Origin of the sequence: Alteromonas ulvae (assembly GCF_048987005.1) — a bacterium.
Lineage (GTDB): Bacteria > Pseudomonadota > Gammaproteobacteria > Enterobacterales > Alteromonadaceae > Alteromonas.
Map to the genome: position 1 here is coordinate 508276 of NZ_CP185261.1, position 18022 is coordinate 526297.

Sequence of the window (18022 nt, forward strand, 5' to 3'; positions counted from 1 at the left end):
CCATTTGCCTGAACCCATAACCGGAAAAAACATGTCAGAAGATTCACAGCGCTATCTCTATATTCCACATTCCGGCCCTTCATTGCTGGAAACTCCGCTACTTAACAAGGGCAGTGCTTTTACTGCCCGAGAAAGAACCGCATTCAATCTAACTGGATTGGTGCCGCCGCGATATGAAAGCATAGAAGAGCAGGTTGAGCGCGCTTACATGCAATATAGTAGCTTCGATGAAGCATTGAATAAGCACATTTACTTGCGAGCAATTCAAGATAATAACGAAACCTTATTCTATCGCCTTATTCAGAAATATATTGATGAAATGATGCCCCTTATTTATACCCCTACTGTAGGGGATGCTTGTGAGCAATTTTCTGATATTTATCGCAGTTCTCGTGGTTTATTTGTTTCTTATGAAGAGCGTCATCAGATAGACGACATTGTTCGCAACGCCACAAAACGCAAAGTAAAGGTCATCGTTGTGACGGACGGCGAACGTATCTTAGGTTTAGGTGACCAAGGTATCGGTGGTATGGGTATTCCTATTGGGAAATTGTCACTGTATACCGCTTGTGGTGGTATTAGCCCAGCCTACACATTGCCGGTGATGCTTGATGTGGGCACTAATAATGAAAAGCTGCTAAACGATCCTATGTACATGGGAGCTCGACACCCTCGTATTGAACAAAAAGAGTATGACGAGTTTGTCGACTTGTTTGTACAAGCAGTTAAACGGCGCTGGCCTGACGTGCTTATTCAATTCGAAGACTTTGCTCAGCCAAACGCCATGCCATTACTTAATCGCTATCGCAATGAAATCTGCTGTTTCAATGATGATATTCAGGGCACAGCGGCAGTCACTTTAGGTACAATATTAGCCGCCTGCAGAACGAAGCAACAAAAGCTCAGTGAGATGAAGGTTGTTTTTGTGGGCTCTGGTTCGGCGGGTTGCGGTATTGCTGAAATGCTTATTCAGCAAATGGTATTTGAAGGCTTAAGTGATGAGGAAGCGCGAAAGCAAGTATTCATGATTGACCGCTTTGGCCTCTTAACAGAAGGCATGGAAGGACTCCGTGACTTCCAAGAAAAGCTGCAGCAGAAACAAGACGACCTTGCCGACTGGACCTTCAGTGGTGACTATGCGTCGTTGCTCGATGTTATGCATTGTGCACAGCCCGATATACTCATTGGGGTGTCGGGTCAACCTGGCCTGTTCACAGAGCAAGTCATTCGCGCTATGAAACAAAACTGCGAATTGCCTATTATCTTTCCACTGAGTAACCCTTCTCGACAAGTGGAAGCGCGTCCAGAGCAAGTCATTGAATGGACCGATGGAGAGGTGATCATTGCCACCGGAAGCCCATTTAAGCCAGTTGAGTACAATGGCAAAGTGTATCCCATCGCCCAGTGTAATAATTCTTATATTTTTCCTGGCATCGGTCTCGGCGTTGTGGCTGCAAAAGCCAAACTAATCAGCGATGAAATGTTAATGGCTGCCAGTAACGCCCTCGCTAAAGCGTCGCCATTAGTCAACACAGGCGAAGGTTCACTGTTACCCTCTTTAGTGCAAATTGCAGAGCTTAGTCGAGATATTGCCTTTGAAGTGGGTAAAGTAGCAATGCAGCAAGGCTTGGCCTTAGAAATGTCTGAGGAAGCACTTCGTGCAAGTATTGAGAGGAATTTCTGGAAAGCAGAATACCGACCGTACAAACGGGTGAGCATTTAATTACTGAAAAAGCAGGCGCAACGCCTGCTTTTTTGTATGTACTATAAAGCGATACAGACTTTAGCAAACACCTTTCTACCTTCCTCGGTAAAATATTGTCGCCAATGAGCAACATTTTCCTCTATGTCTTCTTGGTTTTTTCGCATAAAAATTTATAACACAATGAAAATATGAGTTTTTTTGGAGTTGGCTTAATTATTGAAAAGCCTGATTACTCAAAAGTACATTAGTGCAAGCACGTGTGTTGAACAAGCGCAGTGCTAATGCTGTTAATTGATATGTACGGGTAGATGAGCGCTAGTGTAATCCGCTCATGTAATTCGTTAGCCCAACTCGCAAACGCTACCCGAACACTACCGCTTTGCGTGCAATGGAGTGTGCGCCTTTTATTGTAGGCCGAGCTGGTGAAACCCACCGCTCGGATTTTTAATGTTGGTGAGCCGATTACCTTGTATATTGGTCGACACTAGTGAGCTCTATCTCTTTAAAAGTTGTTCTTAGTTACTAGATATAATGTACAAGCAGCGACAAAAAAGGAAAAGCAATGTCAGCATCTGATAACTACACCCCTCCTAAAATATGGACGCAGGACAAAGACGACGGTAATAAGTGGGCTAGTATCAATCGCCCTGTGTCTGGCGCCACTCATGAAAAGGCCCGTGAACAAGGTGAACATGGATTTCAGCTATATTCTTTAGCCACACCAAATGGGCAAAAAGTCACCATCATGCTGGAAGAGCTGTTGGCCGCAGGCGTAGATGAAGCTGAGTATGACGCTTGGTTGGTGAATATTGGAGAGGGCGATCAATTTTCTTCAGGCTTTGTGGATGTAAACCCAAATAGTAAGATACCTGCGATGGTGGATATCACAACCACGCCGGAAACAAAGCTGTTTGAGTCTGGCTCAATCCTGATGTACTTAGCTGAAAAGTTCGATAAATTTATTCCCAAAGATGCGCATGCTAAAGCAGAGTGCATGAATTGGTTGTTTTGGCAGGTGGGCAGTGCCCCTTATCTTGGTGGTGGTTTTGGCCATTTTTACAGTTACGCGCCATACCCAATGGAGTACCCCATTAACCGCTTTACGATGGAAACGAAACGTCAATTAGATGTTTTAGATAAGCATCTGGCCAAGCATCAATTTATGGCAGGTGACGAGTACAGCATAGCAGACATCGCGATATGGCCATGGTATGGCAATCTCGTGCTGGGTAATTTGTATGAGGCTGCTACGTTTTTACAAGTAGATGATTATACCCATCTGCTCGAATGGGCCCAGCGTGTTGAAAAGCGCAAAGGTGTGCAGCGCGGCCGTATCGTCAATAAAACATGGGGTGACGACGGGCAGCTTAAAAACCGACACAGCGCTGCTGATATTGATAACGCCCTAGCGAATAGCTAAAGACGTTTAAAATAACAGTAAGATGACTGTGTAAAGCGCCACCATTGACGTAGTCGGTGGTGGCGACACAGCTGTTTTGCGTGATGGTAGTGACGTTGTACTAATGCAGTTAAATAAGCATTAGCTAAATAAGCACGGCTCGGCTTTTATAGTAGGCTTTTTGCAACGGTTTCAGGTCCCAATCTTCAAGTGATACCGAAAAACGAAAATCACCAACGTTTCCTTCCCATCGTGTCTCCGGCGGTGTCGCCCACGACTTCATAAACACCAGCTTTCCTTGAATACAGTGCAGTACATCAATATTTTGCTCACCGTCGGCACCATAGTATTTGGTTTCCGTAATAGCAGAACCTGCCTCACAGGGCTCGTTAAAGAATACAAAACCTCGATAACGGCCATTATCGCTAATCGTCAAAAGGGCTGCGTAATTGTCATCCATATAGACTTTGCGCAGAGCAGGTAAATCTCCTTCGACTCTCTTTATTTGAACTCGACGCTTTTCGTCAAACCACGACCAACCTTTGCTGCCCATAAAATTAAGTTCTTCTCGTTTCAAGGCGTGTTTACTCATACTTTTATATGAAAAAAAGGCGCCCGCGCCTACGGTAATAAGCACAAAGAAAACAGCAGTGATGAGCAGTCGTGATGTGTTTAGCGCCATAACAATAAGAGAAGTTGGGTGATAGTTAAACTTACGTGGATATCGTGGTAAACGTTTGTTTATATCATTCAACTAACGGGAATTTAATGTGCACGCTAATGTATGATGTGATCTGTGGTTGCTTTAAAGGCAATGACTTTAAGGCAATAACTGCGAGCGGCATGGTAGTACAAGCAGCCCGCTAATTAGCCAGTAAAGTTGCTATTCCACCTCTAGTGTAAACACCTTCGAATTACGCTGGAAGTTGTACAGCTCTTTTTTCACCTCTGGCAAAGCGCTGATATCTGCAGGCTGGAATCCCTGCTCTAAAAACCAGTGGGCCGTTACTGTGGTAAGAACAAATATACGACTGATAGACGCTTCTTTTGCACGCCTATTCACTTCTTCCAGTATACGCTCTCCGCGGTTTTTACCGCGATAGTCTTGATGTGTGGCCACACACGCAAGCTCGGCACAATCATCGTCTGGGTACATATAAAGTGCAGCGCAAGCGATAATCATTCCGTCGCGTACAATAACGATAAATTGATTAATTTCACTCTCAAGTCGCTCACGAGAACGCTTGACTAACACCCCACTGTCCTCCAATGGCTTAATTAGGTTCAATATACCGCCTACATCATCGATAGTTGCAGCTCGCAACTGCTCGTAATGATGTTCCATCACTAATGAGCCTGTGCCATCGCGAGTGAATAGCTCTTGAAGCAGTGCGCCGTCGTTTTCATAGCTAATGCAATGTGCTCGCGGCACACCAGCAGATACGCTAGTGGTAAGGGCGCGAAGTACGGTATGTTCCGTAGTAATGTTGCCTTCCATTATCATCTTTTCTAACTGAGGGCGCTCTATGGTGCGAAGTAATTTACCATCGCTGTTATAAATGCCGTCGTAGTTTGAAAACACGATGAGCTTATCTGCCTTTAGTGTAATAGCAGCTTGAATAGCCACATCTTCATGAGATAGGTTAAACACCTCTCCTGTGGCTGAATACCCCATGGGTGAAAGCAGTGCGATTGAACCGTCATTTAAATGATCATTGATGCCAATAATATCAATACGGCGCACCAAACCGGTGTTTTCAAAATCGATACCGTTGCGTACGCCCATGGGTTTAGCAACCACTAAATTTCCAGAACAAACACGTATTTGTGCACCGTGCATGGGAGAATTAGGTAGGCCCATGGTTAACAAGGCTTCTACTTGAGAGCGCACCGAGCCAGCCGCGTCTTTTACGCACTCAAGCGTTTGCTTGTCGGTAATTCTAACGCCGTTTTCAAAACGCCCTTCAATATTGCGAAGGGCCACTCTTGAGTCTATTTGCGGCCTTGCACCGTGCACAATAACTACGCGCACGCCAAGGGTATTCAGCAGTGCGATATCGTGAATGATGTTGGGGAAATTGGGATGCTCAATGGCTTCGCCACCGAACATCAGTACGAAGGTCTTTCCCTGGTGGGCATTAATATAAGGCAGCGAGCTGCGAAATAATTTAATGCCATCGTGATGCGCTAATACCATGCAAGTATGTCCCTACCGCTACCCTTGTTTATCCAGACTTTCCAGTTCTTGATACAGCGCTTTAGTCACTGTTTCTTTGCTGGTACCGCCAAGTATATTTCGTTGATTAACGCCAAACTCAAGCTGCAGCACCGGATACACATCGTCTTCAATTTTGTCGCAAATAGCCTGCAGCTGGCTAAGGGGCAAATCTTCAATGGCACAGCCATTATCAATAGCCTGTAGCACCACGCGACCTGCAATATCGTGGCCGGTTCTAAACGGAATGCCTTTGCCTACCAAGTAGTCAGCAAGTTCAGTGGCATTGGAATACCCTTGTGCTGCGGCAATGCGGCAACGCGCTTCGTTTAGTTGCAACGAGTCGAGTACTTCACTGGCGATGCACAAACAAATATGCCATTGATTGACAGCGTCAATGGCACCTTCTTTGTCTTCCTGCATATCTTTGTTGTACGCAAGAGGCAGCCCTTTCATGGTGACTAGCAGTGCTTGTAGTGAACCAAATACTCGGCCGCACTTTCCGCGCATCAGCTCCAATGCATCAGGGTTTTTCTTCTGAGGCATCAGTGAAGAGCCCGATGTCACGCTATCACCTAATTGCAGAAAGCCAGCTTCGCCAGAGTTGTAAAAAATCATATCTTCAGCTAGGCGAGATAAGTGCATCATGCTTGTGCTTGCGGTGAACAAAAGCTCAAGCACGAAGTCGCGATCTGAAACTGCATCTAGGCTGTTTAGACAAGGAGAATCGAACCCTAACTCATCGGCAATGGCATGGCGGTCGACAGGAAATGTTGTGCCAGCTAATGCACCAGAGCCCAGCGGACACTGGTTCATTCTTGCCTTTAAATCATCAAGTCGACTTAGATCGCGCTTTAGCATTTCAACATACGCTAAGCACCAATGTGCAAAATGGATAGGTTGAGCCCGCTGTAAGTGGGTATAGCCAGGAATGATAGCTTCCTGGTGGCGACTTGCAGCGTTCAATAGCGATTTAATGACGCCAAGAACGTCACCGCGAAGTGAAGCAATATGTTCGCGAACCCATAGCCTAAAATCGGTTGCTACTTGATCGTTACGGCTTCTACCCGTGTGCAGCTTTCTGCCAATATCACCCAGTTTTTCGATAAGCGCAGCTTCTACAAAGCTGTGAATATCTTCTTCGCTTGAGGCATCAAAATCTAACTCGCCGGCATCAGCTTGCGCTTTAAGCTCGCTCAGTGCTGCTTCTAGCTGCTGCTGTTCGTCACTAGTCAGCACGCCCGCTTTTTGTAGCGCCCGTGACCAACTTATTGAGCCCTGTATATCTTGGCTCGCCATAACACGGTCAAACGGTAAAGAGTCGTTAACCTGCTTAAACATACTACTTGCACCGGATTCAAACCGGCCACCCCACAACGCCATGTGATACTCCTTTAACCTTTGTGATTAGCCTTGTTTTTTTAATGCTTCAATACGACTAGACAGGCTGAATAAACGGATAAATCCTTCAGCGTGTTTTTGGTCGTATACATCATCGGCGCCAAATGTGGCGAAATCTTCAGAATACAAGCTGTTAGGCGAGCGACGCTGGGTTACTGTTGCCTGACCTTTATAAAGTTTAACCACGATATCACCCGTCACTTTTTTCGCGAAGGATGCCGCACCAGCAAGCAGTGAATCGTTTAGCGCAGTAAACCAACGTCCGTCATACATCACGTGGGAAAACTCTAAACCAATTTGTTCACGATATTTAAGCGCTGCTTTATCAAGTACCATGGTCTCGAGGGCTTTGTATGCCTTTAGCAGCACTGTGCCGCCAGGAGTTTCATAACAGCCACGAGACTTCATGCCTACCAAACGGTTTTCAACAATATCGATACGGCCCACGCCGTGTGCCGCCGCAACCGTATTTAGCTTCACTAACGCTTGATATGGCGATAATGCTTCGCCGTCAATGTGCGTTAGCCTACCTTCGTTAAATGACAAATTTATGCGCTCTGGTGTGTTTGGCGCATCTTCTGGGTCTACCGTCATGGTCCAGACTTCTTTTGTCGGCTCTTGCCATGGATCTTCAAGCTCACCGCCCTCGTGAGAAATATGCCATGCGTTGGCGTCACGGCTGTATATTTTTGTTGCTGAGGCCGTAGTGGCAATGTTGCGCTCGGCCAAATAAGCCAATAAGTCTTCACGGCTTACCATATCCCACTCACGCCAAGGTGCGATAACCGTTAAATCTGGTGCTAGTGCAGCAAAGGTACTTTCAAAGCGCACTTGGTCATTACCTTTACCGGTACAGCCGTGACACAGTGCATCGGCACCGACTTTTCTTGCCACTTCTACCTGCGCTTTAGCGATAACAGGGCGGGCCATGGAAGTACCTAATAGATACTCGCCTTCATATACGGCGCCTGTGGTAATTGTTGGAAAGATGTAGTCGTTAACGAACTCTTCTTTCAAATCGATGATATGGCACTCGCTAGCACCTGAGGCAATCGCTTTTTCATGAAGACCTTCAAGCTCTTCATCACCTTGACCTACATCGGCGGCAAATGCCACTACTTCACAGTCATAGTTTTCTTTAAGCCATGGAATGATAGCTGAAGTATCTAGCCCGCCTGAGTAGGCCAGTACAATTTTCTTAACATTTTGCATCTAAGTAGTTCCTCTTAGGCACTGAGTAATTGAGTAAGGATGGCGTTTTGGCCATGCATTCTGTTTTCGGCTTGCTGCATTAATAGCGACTTGTCGCTATCAATTAATGAGCCGGTAATTTCTAAGTCGCGATGTGCTGGTTGGCAGTGCATTACGCAGCTTGCTCCCGATGCTTCCATAAGCGCTTCGTTCACTTGATAAGGCATAAACGTTGCCTTAATAGTCTCAAGTGGGGTGTCATCACCCATAGAAAGCCACGTGTCGGTATAAATAACATCGGTACCCTTAGCGGCTTCTAGCGCGTTGCTTTCAACAATGGTAGCACCAGTTTTTTCAGCTAGCGTTTTGGCGTGAGCCACTATACTAGCATCTGCCTCATGTCCTTTTGGGGTAATGACAACCTGATTGCAACCTAACAGAGCACCAACAATTAATAACGAATGCGTTACGTTGTTGCCATCACCGATATAGGTCATGGTTAAACCGTTAGTTTTACCAAAACGCTCGAACATAGTGAGATAGTCGGCCAGGCCTTGGCACGGGTGGTATTTATCGCACAATGCGTTAACCACAGGTACATTCGCCGCTTCAGCATAGGTCTCTAATGTCGAGTGAGAAAATACACGAGCGACAATGGCATCTGCCCAGCACGAAAGGTTTGCTGCGGTATCCACCGAGTCTTCACGACCCGCCAGCTTGCCCGATTGCACATCAAGATACACCATATGGCCGCCAAGCTTATTGATACCAATATCAAAGCTCACTCGTGTGCGCAGCGACGGTTTTTCAAATAGCGCAACAATTGACTTTCCTTTTAGCACATTGCTATAACTTGCCGGTGCTTGCTTTATTTCAACCGCAAGTTTAAGTAATGATTCCATTGCCTCTGGGGTCCAGTTGGCAAAAGTTAATAAATCCTGTTTCATTCGTTGTCTCCCAAGACGCCATTTAGTGACGAGGTCTCGCAGGGTATAATTTGTGTACCCGTGTTTTTATTAAGTATGTCAGTGATGTCTGCGGTCCAGCTGGCAATGTAGACCGCACGCGAAAGGGTGTTTGCAGACTGAAGGGCCGCGTCGACTTTAACCTTCATGCCATCAATAATAACGCCTGCAGTAGAGTATTCCTCTATACGCGTTGCGTCTAACTCGCCGATAAGCACTTTGTCGCCATCGAGCACGCCATCAACGTTGGAAAGCAGCAACAGCTCTGCATCAAGTAATTCAGCAATTACCGTAGCGGCCTGGTCTGCGTTGATGTTGAGTAATCTACCTTGGGCACTTGAGCCTATAGAGCTTATGATCGGCAGCACCGACTGGGCTAGAATACTCTTTATAAAGGTAGCGTCTGCAGTAGCAGGAGCCCCTACTGCACCGTATTTATCAGCCAGTGGTTCGCAAACTACCATGTTTCCATCAAGCAGCGATAAGCCTGCAGGCGTTAAGCCCGATGCTATTGCCGCTGCGCAAAGTTGTTTGTTTGCTGAGCCAGCTAATGCGCCACAAATGTAAGGCATATGCTCATCGGGCGTCACCCTTAACCCGTCTATCTTAGTGCTTACAAGCCCTAAGCTAGCCATTAAGGTTTCCACCAATGGGCCGCCGCCATGCACTACGACAACGGGACGGCTTTTTTGAACGTCTTTAATGCTTAAAAATAACCGTGTCATCGCAGCAGCGTCGTCTAATAACGCGCCACCAACTTTTATGACGATGGGAGAACGGCTCATAGTACTAACCCTGTTTCTATTGGCTGTTTAGTCATAATGTTTATGCATTGAATGGCCTGTGATGCAGCCCCTTTCATAACATTATCAATCGCTGATGTGACAACGGCATAACCTGATGACTCATCAAGCTTCCAGTAAAGATCAACAAATGGCGTGTGCGCTACATCATCTATTTTGGGGAAGTTGCTGCGCAAACGAACAATAGGTTTATCAGCATAGGCAGCGTTATAGGCTTCATCAAGTTGCTCTTGTGTGACACCCGATTTTAGTTTCACCGTTACCGTAGCTAAGATCCCGCGCTTAAAATTACCTAAATGTGGGGTGAAGATAACGGGTGTGCCGAGGTATGCCTCAATTTCCGGTGTATGGCGGTGGCCTAAAACACCATAGGCATGCAGGCTAACTTCGAAAAAGCTAGTGTTAAGGCTTGCTTTTCTACCGGCCCCAGAGACACCGGACACCGCATTAATGACGGGGCGAACAGCGTTATCTAACAAATTGTTTTCACCCAGCGGTTTTAGGGCGGTTAAGCTGGCGGTGGGGTAGCAGCCCGGTACAGCAATAATTTTGGCTTGCTCAATAGACGAGGAATACCACTCAGCCAGTCCGTAAACCGCATTGTCTAAACTTTCTTGCTGCTTGTGAGGGAAACCATAAAAGGCCTCGAATACCTCAGTGTCTTTTAGTCTAAATGCGCCAGAGAGGTCGAGTACTTTTGCTGAGCCTGAGGTAAGTAATGGCATCCAGTCGTGGCTAGCTTCATGAGGCGTTGCTAAGAATATAAAATCAACGGTATGTGCTAACGACTCTAAAATGCTGTCGCTAATGGGGATAAGTGTTGCATCAACGTGGGCTAACTTTCCGTGAAGCTCGCCAATGGATTTATTGGCATCAGCGCTGTTCGATGACACATAGGTTCCAGACAGCGTCAATTCAGGATGCTGTTGGACTAACTCTACAAGCTGTGCCCCTGTGTAACCACTGGCACCAATAATTGATACGTTATACATAATAAGTCTATTTTGAATAAAGAGAAAAAAATCACTTTTTACCTTTGTAAACTGATTGGACTCTATTGCCTAACCGCTACCACATTACAAAGGTAAAAAGTGTGCTACTGCAACAGCATAGATGAACGCGAGCGTCGTCGCACACTATGCAAAGTGTAGCTAGCCAGGGGAGTGGTAAACATGGTTACGTTGCTATTAAATTCAGCAGCGTAAATCGATGTTGTCATTATGCGTTCCTGTATCGTGTCATCCTCACAATGGATGACTGTTTTGACCGTGGATAAGTCTACCAATTTTGAATTTATATGCAATATTAATGTATAAATATTTTAAATTGAGTTCTCATTATCGCTTTTTGCTGTGATATATTCGTTAACTAATATAGTACATTAGTATCTGTTACATAAATTTGACACGGACTTCGCTAATATTGAATATTTATACATACCGTTTTGGCGAGGATGGCTATGTAAACAGCGTAAGACGCTGTACACTTTCCCTATTGTCATAATTGGTTATTATAATTGGTTGTCACAATCGTATTATCGGTTTACACATAAAAAGGCACATTCAGCAATGAGCAAGCTTACTTTGGCCCTAGTTGCCCACGACCACAAAAAACCTGAGTTATTAGCATGGGCTAATCAGCATAAAAAAATACTAGAACAATGCAACCTCTTAGCCACTGGAACAACAGGGGGGCTAGTTGCTGATGAAATCGGGCTTCCGGTAAAGCGCTTTAAAAGCGGTCCGTTAGGTGGTGATCAGCAAATTGGGGCACTGATTGCTGAAAATAAGTTAGATGCTTTGTTCTTTTTCTGGGACCCATTAAATGCCGCTCCTCACGACCCCGATGTTAAAGCGCTGCTGCGCTTGTGTTCCGTATGGAACGTACCTGTGGCCTGCACACCGGCAACCGCCGATTTAGTTGTGACGTCACCGCTATTTTTGTCGCCAGAATATAAGCCAGTAAAGCCCCACTTTTAAACATTGAGTCGAAGTGACCGAGAATCATTGGCCCACTGCTTAGTAAGCCCTGAACAACATATGCTAAAACAAAAAGCCGAGAGCAATGTCTCGGCTTTGAATCAACGATAAATGGTATCGATGCTATCAAGGTTAGGAGCTACTAAGGTTAAGGGCTATTAAGGTTGAGTGTTATTAAGATTAAGCGTTATCTAGATAAGAGCTCTACTTAATTAGATCCATCAAACCTCGCATTTCCCTTTTCCTGCTTTTAAGCGCTTCTTGTTGCTCGTCAGTAAGCACGGCCATTAATGTACTTCTAAATTTAACCTTTTCAACGCCAGCAGCGATAAGGTCGTCCTCGTATTTAGTACTAAGGGCAATAAACGCATCTTCAGAGAACGCATCACTTCTCACTAAGTCGCGCTGTGCCTGTTTGAATGTTTTCACTGTTTCGCGATGAGATTCTGCACGCTCTTTCTGTGAATCAATCAATTGCGCAATCTCGGCCTTTTGTTCATCAGACAAAGACAGGCCAGCAAATTGCTTCATCTCTCTTTTTTCACGTTGCTGTTTGTCGCCTCTACTATCTTTGTGCGACTGCATGGCCTGCTCTCTGCGTTCATGTTTGCGTTCACGCTTCTCTTCAAACTTAGAGTGGCGCTCATCGAGTTCTGCTTGCTGCTCTGTGGTTAACACGGCAAAAACATCATGGCGTAATGTTGCAAATTCAAGCTGCTTTGACGATTGCTTTGCAACACGCTGTGCCACCATCTCATTTATTTGAGCGTCCGTCGCCGTGGCTACATCTAATCTTGACATTGAATCAGCTTTTCTGCGTTCGTCTCTTGAATGCCCCTTAACTTCACTCGCGTTGGCTTCTTTAAATTGAGTGATTAACGCTTTAATTTCACTTTTTTGTGCTTCGCTAAGAGAAAGTCCACGAAGCTGCTGAACCATCTGTTTGAGTGAAAATTTTGCTAATTGCTGGTGACGCATTTCTATGTCGTGATGCTTAGCATACGTAAAACCACTGATACCTACGGTCGCTAACATTGCGGTGGTAATAAGTAATCGTTTCATTTTCGTCTCCTTTTATTTGACACTGATAGATTAGTACCAATCGTCTAGCTATTCAGTCAGCAAACTGTAAAGCTTGTGTAAAGGCGATGCGATATCAAGACTAGAAAGAGAGGAGGCGATATAGTAGCGATGTAGAAGTTATATAAAAGCTACATAAAATCCATATTGAAGTAGGTAGTACAGTAATACCATTGCTCAGTAACGAGCACTTTCAGTCAATGGGCACAGCGGGTACGGGAATAAATCATAGAAAGGTGAGTGTGTTTTCATGAGCAAGGAGTTCCATCTACAATCTGTATTGGTCATCGATGATGACATTGAACTAACAGATATGTTGTCGACTTATCTCTCGGGTATAGGGTATCGCGTTAACGTGAAAAACGACGGTGAAGCTGGGTTGTCTGAAGCAATATCCGGCCATCATTACGACCTGATTCTTCTCGATGTCATGATGCCAAAAATGGATGGTTTCGACGTGCTCCAAAAACTCCGCGCTAGCCATACTACACCAGTGCTTATGTTGACGGCCCGCGGTGATGACTACGACAGGATTTTAGGTCTTGAGTTGGGAGCCGATGATTATCTGCCAAAGCCCTTTAATCATAGAGAGCTAGTAGCGCGAATTAAAGCCATAGTGCGGCGCTACACCTTGTCTGCCAGTGGCGGCGGTACAGAGCAGGACCTTCTTATTAATGACATCTTCCTTAGCCCTAGCAGTCAGCAGGTTAAGGTGAACGATATAGCGCTAGAGCTGACAACCACAGAGTTTATGGTGCTCAGGCTTCTTATGCTTAATGCCGCACAAAGAGTGACAAAAGAGCAAATAAGCTTAAAAGTATTGGGCAAGCCCTTACAAGCTTTTGATAGAAGTATCGATATGCACGTGAGCAATTTACGCAAGAAAATTTCTGCAGTGGCGCCCGGTGATAAGATAAAAACCCTGCGAGGTGTGGGCTATATGCTGCTGCCGGAGTAATGCAGATGTTCAAAAAGTTAAATCCAACACGCAAAATTATGGGGCGCATTTTTTTGTGGTTTTGGGCTACATTTCTTGTGACAGCGACGCTTGCCGTTGTGGGGACACGGTTTTTCTTCGAAGAATTAGAAGTCGTCGATATTAAGCCTCAAGATGTGCGCGCACTGTCCGTTGCTGTGTCGCGAATTCAGCGTAACAATGTACAGCAAGTGCCTCTCGTTAATTTGCTTGACCGCTTCGAGCGAGAAAGACGGTGGCGTTTAATCGCTGTAAATATAAACAGCAAACAAATCATTGCGTCTTCCGGTCCGCCCCTTCGAGATGTTGATGTTCGGGCTCTGCAAAATTTAATTGGCCAAGAGTCTGCTATTGCGATTAAACGCGGCGCTGTAAAGTTTTCTGGGCCATTGTTTTTTAACCATGATGAAGAGCGTTATGCGCTGTTCTCGGCAAAGTTTGATCGCGCCCTGGAAAACAAGCCATCGTTTTTACTACTGTTCTCTATCGCTATACTTACCACAACCATACTCAGTTGGTTGTTTGCGCGCTCGTTGACTTCACCTATTCTTGATATACAAAGTTCAGCCAAACAACTCGCCAGTGGGCAGTGGGAGACACGAGTCGGTTTTGCATCAAACCGCCATGATGAATTAGGTGAATTAGCCCGAGACTTCAATACAATGGCTGCGCGGTTGCAAGCCATGTGGGGGGCACAAAAGCGCCTCTTAGCTGATGTGTCTCACGAATTGAGGTCGCCACTGGCTAGGCTACAAATGGCACTAGGACTGGCGTATCAACAAAACGTAGACCCTGACACATTAAGCCGAGTTGAGCGAGAAGCTGAACGTATGGAAGCCTTAGTGGCACAGCTACTTACGCTAAGTCGTGTTGAGGCTGGTTATGTGTCGCTTACCAAACAGCTTCTAGCCGACGTGCTTAGTGATGTATTTACAGACGCTAACTTTGAGGCACAGAACAAAAATAAGCAGTTTAGCATTGCTCAGATACCACAAATAACCGTTGAGGTTGATAGCAACATGCTCTGCAGGGCGGTGGAAAACGTGATACGAAATGCAATTCGTCACAGTACGCAGCTTACCTCGGTTACTTTTCAACATGACGATACACAGTGGCATATCACTATTTCAGATGATGGTGATGGTTTGTCATTAGAGGAGTGCGGGCAAATATTTTCTCCGTTCTATCGTGCAACTCTGGCTCGAGAACGTGAGTCTGGCGGCGTTGGGCTTGGACTCTCTATTGCCAAGGCAGCTGTAGAGTTACATAACGGGTCTATATGCGCTGAACCTCAAAGCGAGAGAGGGTTAAAGGTGACTTTATCCTTCCCTCGGTAGTTCATTGCGTTGCCCTAGGGCGTGTTGAACTTTGCTGTATATTTGTGCAGCTCACACGCCCTAATCTGCTATTCAATAAAACTTTGTGAGTATGTTGGTAAAGTACCTAGGTTTTTAGGTATCATTTCAGCATAACAACTCTATCACAAGGCAAAGCACATGGAATGGACGTTCACGTCTGAAAATGTTCTGGCGACGACGTTTGCTACGGCAATAAACCCATTCTGGCAAGAGCACGTCACCGAGGGCGCTTTCAAAGGCCAAGAGGGTTTCGGTGTTCGGTACGCGTTTTGTATTCCGAAGAACCCGCGTTCTACGATTGTGCTCAGTTCTGGCAGAATTGAGTCTTATCTAAAGTATAAAGAGCTTATTTTTGACCTATTCCAAAATGGGTTTGCCGTCTTTGTTCTTGATCATCGAGGGCAGGGGCTGTCGGATAGACTGACTCACGACCCTCAACATGGCTATGTAAGCAGCTTCGATGATTATGTGGACGACTTGGTTACCTTCGTTAAAGAAATCGTAAAGCCAAATCAGTGTGGCGAGTTACAGCTTGTGTGTCATTCAATGGGAGGGGCAATTGGTGCTCTTACTCTGCTGCGCGTGCCTGCGTTATTTGATAAAGCAGTATTGGCTTCGCCTATGTTTGGTATCAAGCCAGCCTTGCCTGACTGGTTGGCCAACGCTCTTATTCGAACCGGCCTGGCCGTAAATAGAATGAGAAAGCTGCAGTCGGGATACTTTTTTGGCCAAACGCCTTACATCGCATTCCCCTATTCATTAAACAAACTCACTCACAGCAAATCCCGCTATGCGCTATTTCGTTCGCTGTATGATGAAGAGCAAAAAATACAATTGGGCGGCGTAACCACAGAGTGGCTAGCTGCTGCGCACGAAGCGATGCGTCGAATAGAAGAGAGTGCAAGGGCTATCACTACGCCTATGATCATTTTTAGTGCCGATGGAGATAGTATTATCGATAATGTTCGTCAGCGACGGGTGGCAAAGAAAATACCAAATGCAAAGTTAGAGGTAATACCCAGAGCTTACCACGAGTTATTTACCGAGTCCGACTCCATACGCGAGCCCGTACTTACGCGACTTTGTGATTACTTATCTGGTACCTCTTTACCGTACTAATTCTTCAATGTGGCATTGTTTTACCATACACTCTGTTGCTGTACACGGCATGTCCGTTAAAGCAATAGCCCTTAACTTGATAGCAGCAAGTAGAACTCACAGCATGTTTGATATTGTACTTTACCAACCTGAAATTCCACCTAATACAGGCAACATTATTCGTTTGTGCGCCAACAGTGGTTTTGCGCTTCACCTTATCGAGCCTCTTGGCTTTGAATGGGACGATAAACGAGTACGACGGGCTGGCCTCGATTATCATGAGTTTGCCCATGTGAAACGACATGCCAATTTAGACGCCTACATTGAAGATGCAAAACCCACGCGAATTTTTGCATGTACCACAAAAGGAAAAGCCTTTCATAGCGATGTCAGCTATAAAAAAGGTGATGCGTTAATATTTGGCCCTGAGACGAGAGGGTTACCTGATGAATTTATTCAGTCTCTTCCTGAAGGGCAGCGAGTAAGAATTCCTATGCTGCCAGACAGTCGTAGTATGAACCTTTCTAATGCCGTGTCTGTGTTTGTTTATGAAAGCTGGCGTCAAATGGGATACGAAGGAGCAAGATAGTCTTTGACAGTGAAACCATTTCGCACTGAAACCGTTTCGCATTGAGACCATTTTGCGTTGATACTCTCTCACGCTGAATACCTTCTTAAAAGCTTAAAAAAAGCGCAGCGTGATAAAATGCTGCGCTTTTTTTAGTGCTTTGACGCGTCCTAAATAGAGTTGACACTTTTACAATGCTTGGGCAAACGAAGTTTCAGTCACTGAAAACGACTAGCCTTCAGTTCGAAGGTCGCGTCCTAACAGCGCTAAAGCGGCCTCTTTAGGATTTTTGTCGTGATACAGAACGGCATAAATTTGCTCACAAATCGGCATTTCTACACCCACCTTGTTCGACAATATATGCACTTCTTCGGTATTTCTGTAACCTTCAACCACTTGCCCAATTTCTTCTATGGCGACGTCAACGGATTTACCTTGACCTAATGCCAAGCCAAAGCGACGATTTCGAGATTGATTATCTGTGCAGGTAAGCACTAAGTCGCCAAGTCCAGCCATGCCCATAAAGGTTTCAGGGTTGGAGCCAAGCTTTACGCCTAAGCGGGTTAGCTCGGCAAGACCACGGGTTATCAGCGCAGTACGAGCGTTTGCACCAAAGCCTAAGCCGTCGGCCAATCCCGCACCAATCGCGATAACGTTTTTCACTGCACCGCCAAGCTGTACGCCGGTAAAATCTGAGTTTTTATACACTCTGAACGATTTTGCACAGTGAAGCTTTGCCGAAAATTCATCAGCGAAAGTATCGTCAGTAGAAGACAGCGATATAGCAGTGGGCAATCCCGCGACCATCTCTTTGGCGAAGGTTGGGCCAGAGAGTACCGCCAGAGGGTAATCAAGGCCTAAAATTTCTTCTGCTACTTCTCGCAACAAACGCCCTGTTTTTGGTTCAAGACCTTTTGTCGCCCAGATAACTCTGTGATGAGGTTTTAGCAAGGGCTTTAAGCTTGTCAGCATAGCCGCAAAAGCGTGGCTTGGAACCACGACTAATATGTCTGTGCTCGCTGCCACAACGCTTTCTAAATCAGCATCTACCTGTAGCGCATCAGGGAACGTTGCTCCTGGTAAGTATCGAGCATTTTCTCGAGACTCTGCGAGTGCTTGTATATGCTTTTCGTCCCGCCCCCACAATAGTGTTGGGTTACCATTTCTGGCAAGACAAAAAGCAAGAGCAGTGCCGTAAGACCCTGCTCCTAATACCGTGGTAGATGGTACTGAGGTAGACGGTACTGAAGTAGACGGTACCGTGGAAGACGCAGCAGAAACCAA

Annotated in this window: 16 protein-coding genes; 7 read left to right on the forward strand and 9 right to left on the reverse strand. The window is 45.7% G+C overall.

Going from position 1 to position 18022, the window contains the following annotated elements; genetic code table 11:
- The first annotated feature begins 31 nt into the window (after nucleotides 1-31).
- Nucleotides 32-1723, forward strand: coding sequence for an NAD-dependent malic enzyme (locus ACOJR9_RS02100; protein ID WP_420934774.1), 1692 nt, complete (start codon nucleotides 32-34; stop codon nucleotides 1721-1723).
- Between the two features lie 544 nt (nucleotides 1724-2267).
- The gene (gene yghU, locus ACOJR9_RS02105; protein WP_420934775.1) at nucleotides 2268-3125 is read left to right on the forward strand and encodes a glutathione-dependent disulfide-bond oxidoreductase; all 858 of its coding nucleotides are present in this window, start codon (nucleotides 2268-2270) and stop codon (nucleotides 3123-3125) included.
- A 124-nt stretch (nucleotides 3126-3249) separates the two neighbouring features.
- Here the strand turns inward: yghU and ACOJR9_RS02110 are convergent, their stop codons facing one another.
- From ACOJR9_RS02110 to argC, 7 genes are all read right to left on the reverse strand, one after another.
- A complete protein-coding gene (locus ACOJR9_RS02110; protein ID WP_420934776.1) occupies nucleotides 3250-3858 on the reverse strand; it encodes a hypothetical protein in 609 nt (202 codons plus the stop codon).
- Between the two features lie 129 nt (nucleotides 3859-3987).
- Complete coding sequence (gene argA, locus ACOJR9_RS02115; RefSeq protein WP_420934777.1) at nucleotides 3988-5301, reverse strand: amino-acid N-acetyltransferase; 1314 nt, start codon at nucleotides 5299-5301, stop codon at nucleotides 3988-3990.
- Between the two features lie 18 nt (nucleotides 5302-5319).
- Nucleotides 5320-6702 carry an argininosuccinate lyase gene (argH, locus tag ACOJR9_RS02120; RefSeq protein ID WP_420934778.1) on the reverse strand — a complete coding sequence of 461 codons (1383 nt, stop codon included), beginning with the start codon at nucleotides 6700-6702 and terminating at the stop codon, nucleotides 5320-5322.
- 24 nt (nucleotides 6703-6726) lie between these two features.
- Entirely contained in the window at nucleotides 6727-7932 is a 1206-nt protein-coding gene (locus tag ACOJR9_RS02125) for an argininosuccinate synthase (protein ID WP_420934779.1), read from the reverse strand.
- A gap of 14 nt (nucleotides 7933-7946) precedes the next feature.
- Nucleotides 7947-8858, reverse strand: a complete 912-nt coding sequence (locus ACOJR9_RS02130; RefSeq protein ID WP_420934780.1) for an ornithine carbamoyltransferase — start codon at nucleotides 8856-8858, stop codon at nucleotides 7947-7949.
- Nucleotides 8855-9661 (reverse strand): acetylglutamate kinase, encoded by an 807-nt coding sequence (gene argB / locus ACOJR9_RS02135; protein ID WP_420934781.1) that lies wholly within the window; start codon nucleotides 9659-9661, stop codon nucleotides 8855-8857. Before argB ends, ACOJR9_RS02130 begins: the two co-directional genes overlap by 4 nt.
- A complete protein-coding gene (gene argC / locus ACOJR9_RS02140) occupies nucleotides 9658-10671 on the reverse strand; it encodes an N-acetyl-gamma-glutamyl-phosphate reductase (protein WP_420934782.1) in 1014 nt (337 codons plus the stop codon). Before argC ends, argB begins: the two co-directional genes overlap by 4 nt.
- 576 nt (nucleotides 10672-11247) lie before the next feature.
- Here argC and ACOJR9_RS02145 point away from each other — a divergent pair.
- The gene (locus ACOJR9_RS02145; protein ID WP_420934783.1) at nucleotides 11248-11658 is read left to right on the forward strand and encodes a methylglyoxal synthase; all 411 of its coding nucleotides are present in this window, start codon (nucleotides 11248-11250) and stop codon (nucleotides 11656-11658) included.
- A 204-nt stretch (nucleotides 11659-11862) separates the two neighbouring features.
- On the opposite strand, the gene ACOJR9_RS02150 is transcribed toward ACOJR9_RS02145, so the two are convergent.
- On the reverse strand, nucleotides 11863-12720 hold the full coding sequence (locus tag ACOJR9_RS02150; RefSeq protein WP_420934784.1) for a Spy/CpxP family protein refolding chaperone: 858 nt from the start codon (nucleotides 12718-12720) through the stop codon (nucleotides 11863-11865).
- Nucleotides 12721-12988: 268 nt separating this feature from the next.
- On the opposite strand from ACOJR9_RS02150, the gene ACOJR9_RS02155 reads away from it, so the two are divergent.
- The 4 genes from ACOJR9_RS02155 (at nucleotide 12989) to trmL (ending at nucleotide 16759) form a co-directional block, all read left to right on the forward strand.
- The gene (locus ACOJR9_RS02155; protein WP_420934785.1) at nucleotides 12989-13696 is read left to right on the forward strand and encodes a response regulator; all 708 of its coding nucleotides are present in this window, start codon (nucleotides 12989-12991) and stop codon (nucleotides 13694-13696) included.
- 5 nt (nucleotides 13697-13701) lie between these two features.
- Nucleotides 13702-15051: an ATP-binding protein gene (locus ACOJR9_RS02160; protein ID WP_420934786.1), complete on the forward strand. Its 1350-nt coding sequence runs from the start codon at nucleotides 13702-13704 to the stop codon at nucleotides 15049-15051.
- A 159-nt stretch (nucleotides 15052-15210) separates the two neighbouring features.
- Nucleotides 15211-16191, forward strand: a complete 981-nt coding sequence (locus tag ACOJR9_RS02165; protein ID WP_420934787.1) for an alpha/beta fold hydrolase — start codon at nucleotides 15211-15213, stop codon at nucleotides 16189-16191.
- A gap of 103 nt (nucleotides 16192-16294) precedes the next feature.
- Nucleotides 16295-16759, forward strand: coding sequence for a tRNA (uridine(34)/cytosine(34)/5-carboxymethylaminomethyluridine(34)-2'-O)-methyltransferase TrmL (trmL, locus tag ACOJR9_RS02170; protein WP_269521160.1), 465 nt, complete (start codon nucleotides 16295-16297; stop codon nucleotides 16757-16759).
- Between the two features lie 210 nt (nucleotides 16760-16969).
- Here the strand turns inward: trmL and gpsA are convergent, their stop codons facing one another.
- Nucleotides 16970-18022 (reverse strand): NAD(P)H-dependent glycerol-3-phosphate dehydrogenase, encoded by a 1053-nt coding sequence (gene gpsA / locus ACOJR9_RS02175; protein WP_420936024.1) that lies wholly within the window; start codon nucleotides 18020-18022, stop codon nucleotides 16970-16972.

Excerpts from the sequence above, each read along its gene's own strand:
- argC (WP_420934782.1), bottom strand. The coding sequence starts at position 10,671 with ATGTATAACGTATCAATTATTGGTGCCAGTGGTTACACAGGGGCACAG.
- argA (WP_420934777.1), bottom strand. The coding sequence starts at position 5,301 with ATGGTATTAGCGCATCACGATGGCATTAAATTATTTCGCAGCTCGCTG.
- argH (WP_420934778.1), bottom strand. The coding sequence starts at position 6,702 with ATGGCGTTGTGGGGTGGCCGGTTTGAATCCGGTGCAAGTAGTATGTTT.
- trmL (WP_269521160.1), top strand. The coding sequence starts at position 16,295 with ATGTTTGATATTGTACTTTACCAACCTGAAATTCCACCTAATACAGGC.
- ACOJR9_RS02125 (WP_420934779.1), bottom strand. The coding sequence starts at position 7,932 with ATGCAAAATGTTAAGAAAATTGTACTGGCCTACTCAGGCGGGCTAGAT.
- ACOJR9_RS02145 (WP_420934783.1), top strand. The coding sequence starts at position 11,248 with ATGAGCAAGCTTACTTTGGCCCTAGTTGCCCACGACCACAAAAAACCT.
- ACOJR9_RS02160 (WP_420934786.1), top strand. The coding sequence starts at position 13,702 with ATGTTCAAAAAGTTAAATCCAACACGCAAAATTATGGGGCGCATTTTT.
- ACOJR9_RS02165 (WP_420934787.1), top strand. The coding sequence starts at position 15,211 with ATGGAATGGACGTTCACGTCTGAAAATGTTCTGGCGACGACGTTTGCT.
- ACOJR9_RS02155 (WP_420934785.1), top strand. The coding sequence starts at position 12,989 with ATGAGCAAGGAGTTCCATCTACAATCTGTATTGGTCATCGATGATGAC.
- argB (WP_420934781.1), bottom strand. The coding sequence starts at position 9,661 with ATGAGCCGTTCTCCCATCGTCATAAAAGTTGGTGGCGCGTTATTAGAC.
- ACOJR9_RS02150 (WP_420934784.1), bottom strand. The coding sequence starts at position 12,720 with ATGAAACGATTACTTATTACCACCGCAATGTTAGCGACCGTAGGTATC.
- ACOJR9_RS02100 (WP_420934774.1), top strand. The coding sequence starts at position 32 with ATGTCAGAAGATTCACAGCGCTATCTCTATATTCCACATTCCGGCCCT.
- yghU (WP_420934775.1), top strand. The coding sequence starts at position 2,268 with ATGTCAGCATCTGATAACTACACCCCTCCTAAAATATGGACGCAGGAC.
- ACOJR9_RS02130 (WP_420934780.1), bottom strand. The coding sequence starts at position 8,858 with ATGAAACAGGATTTATTAACTTTTGCCAACTGGACCCCAGAGGCAATG.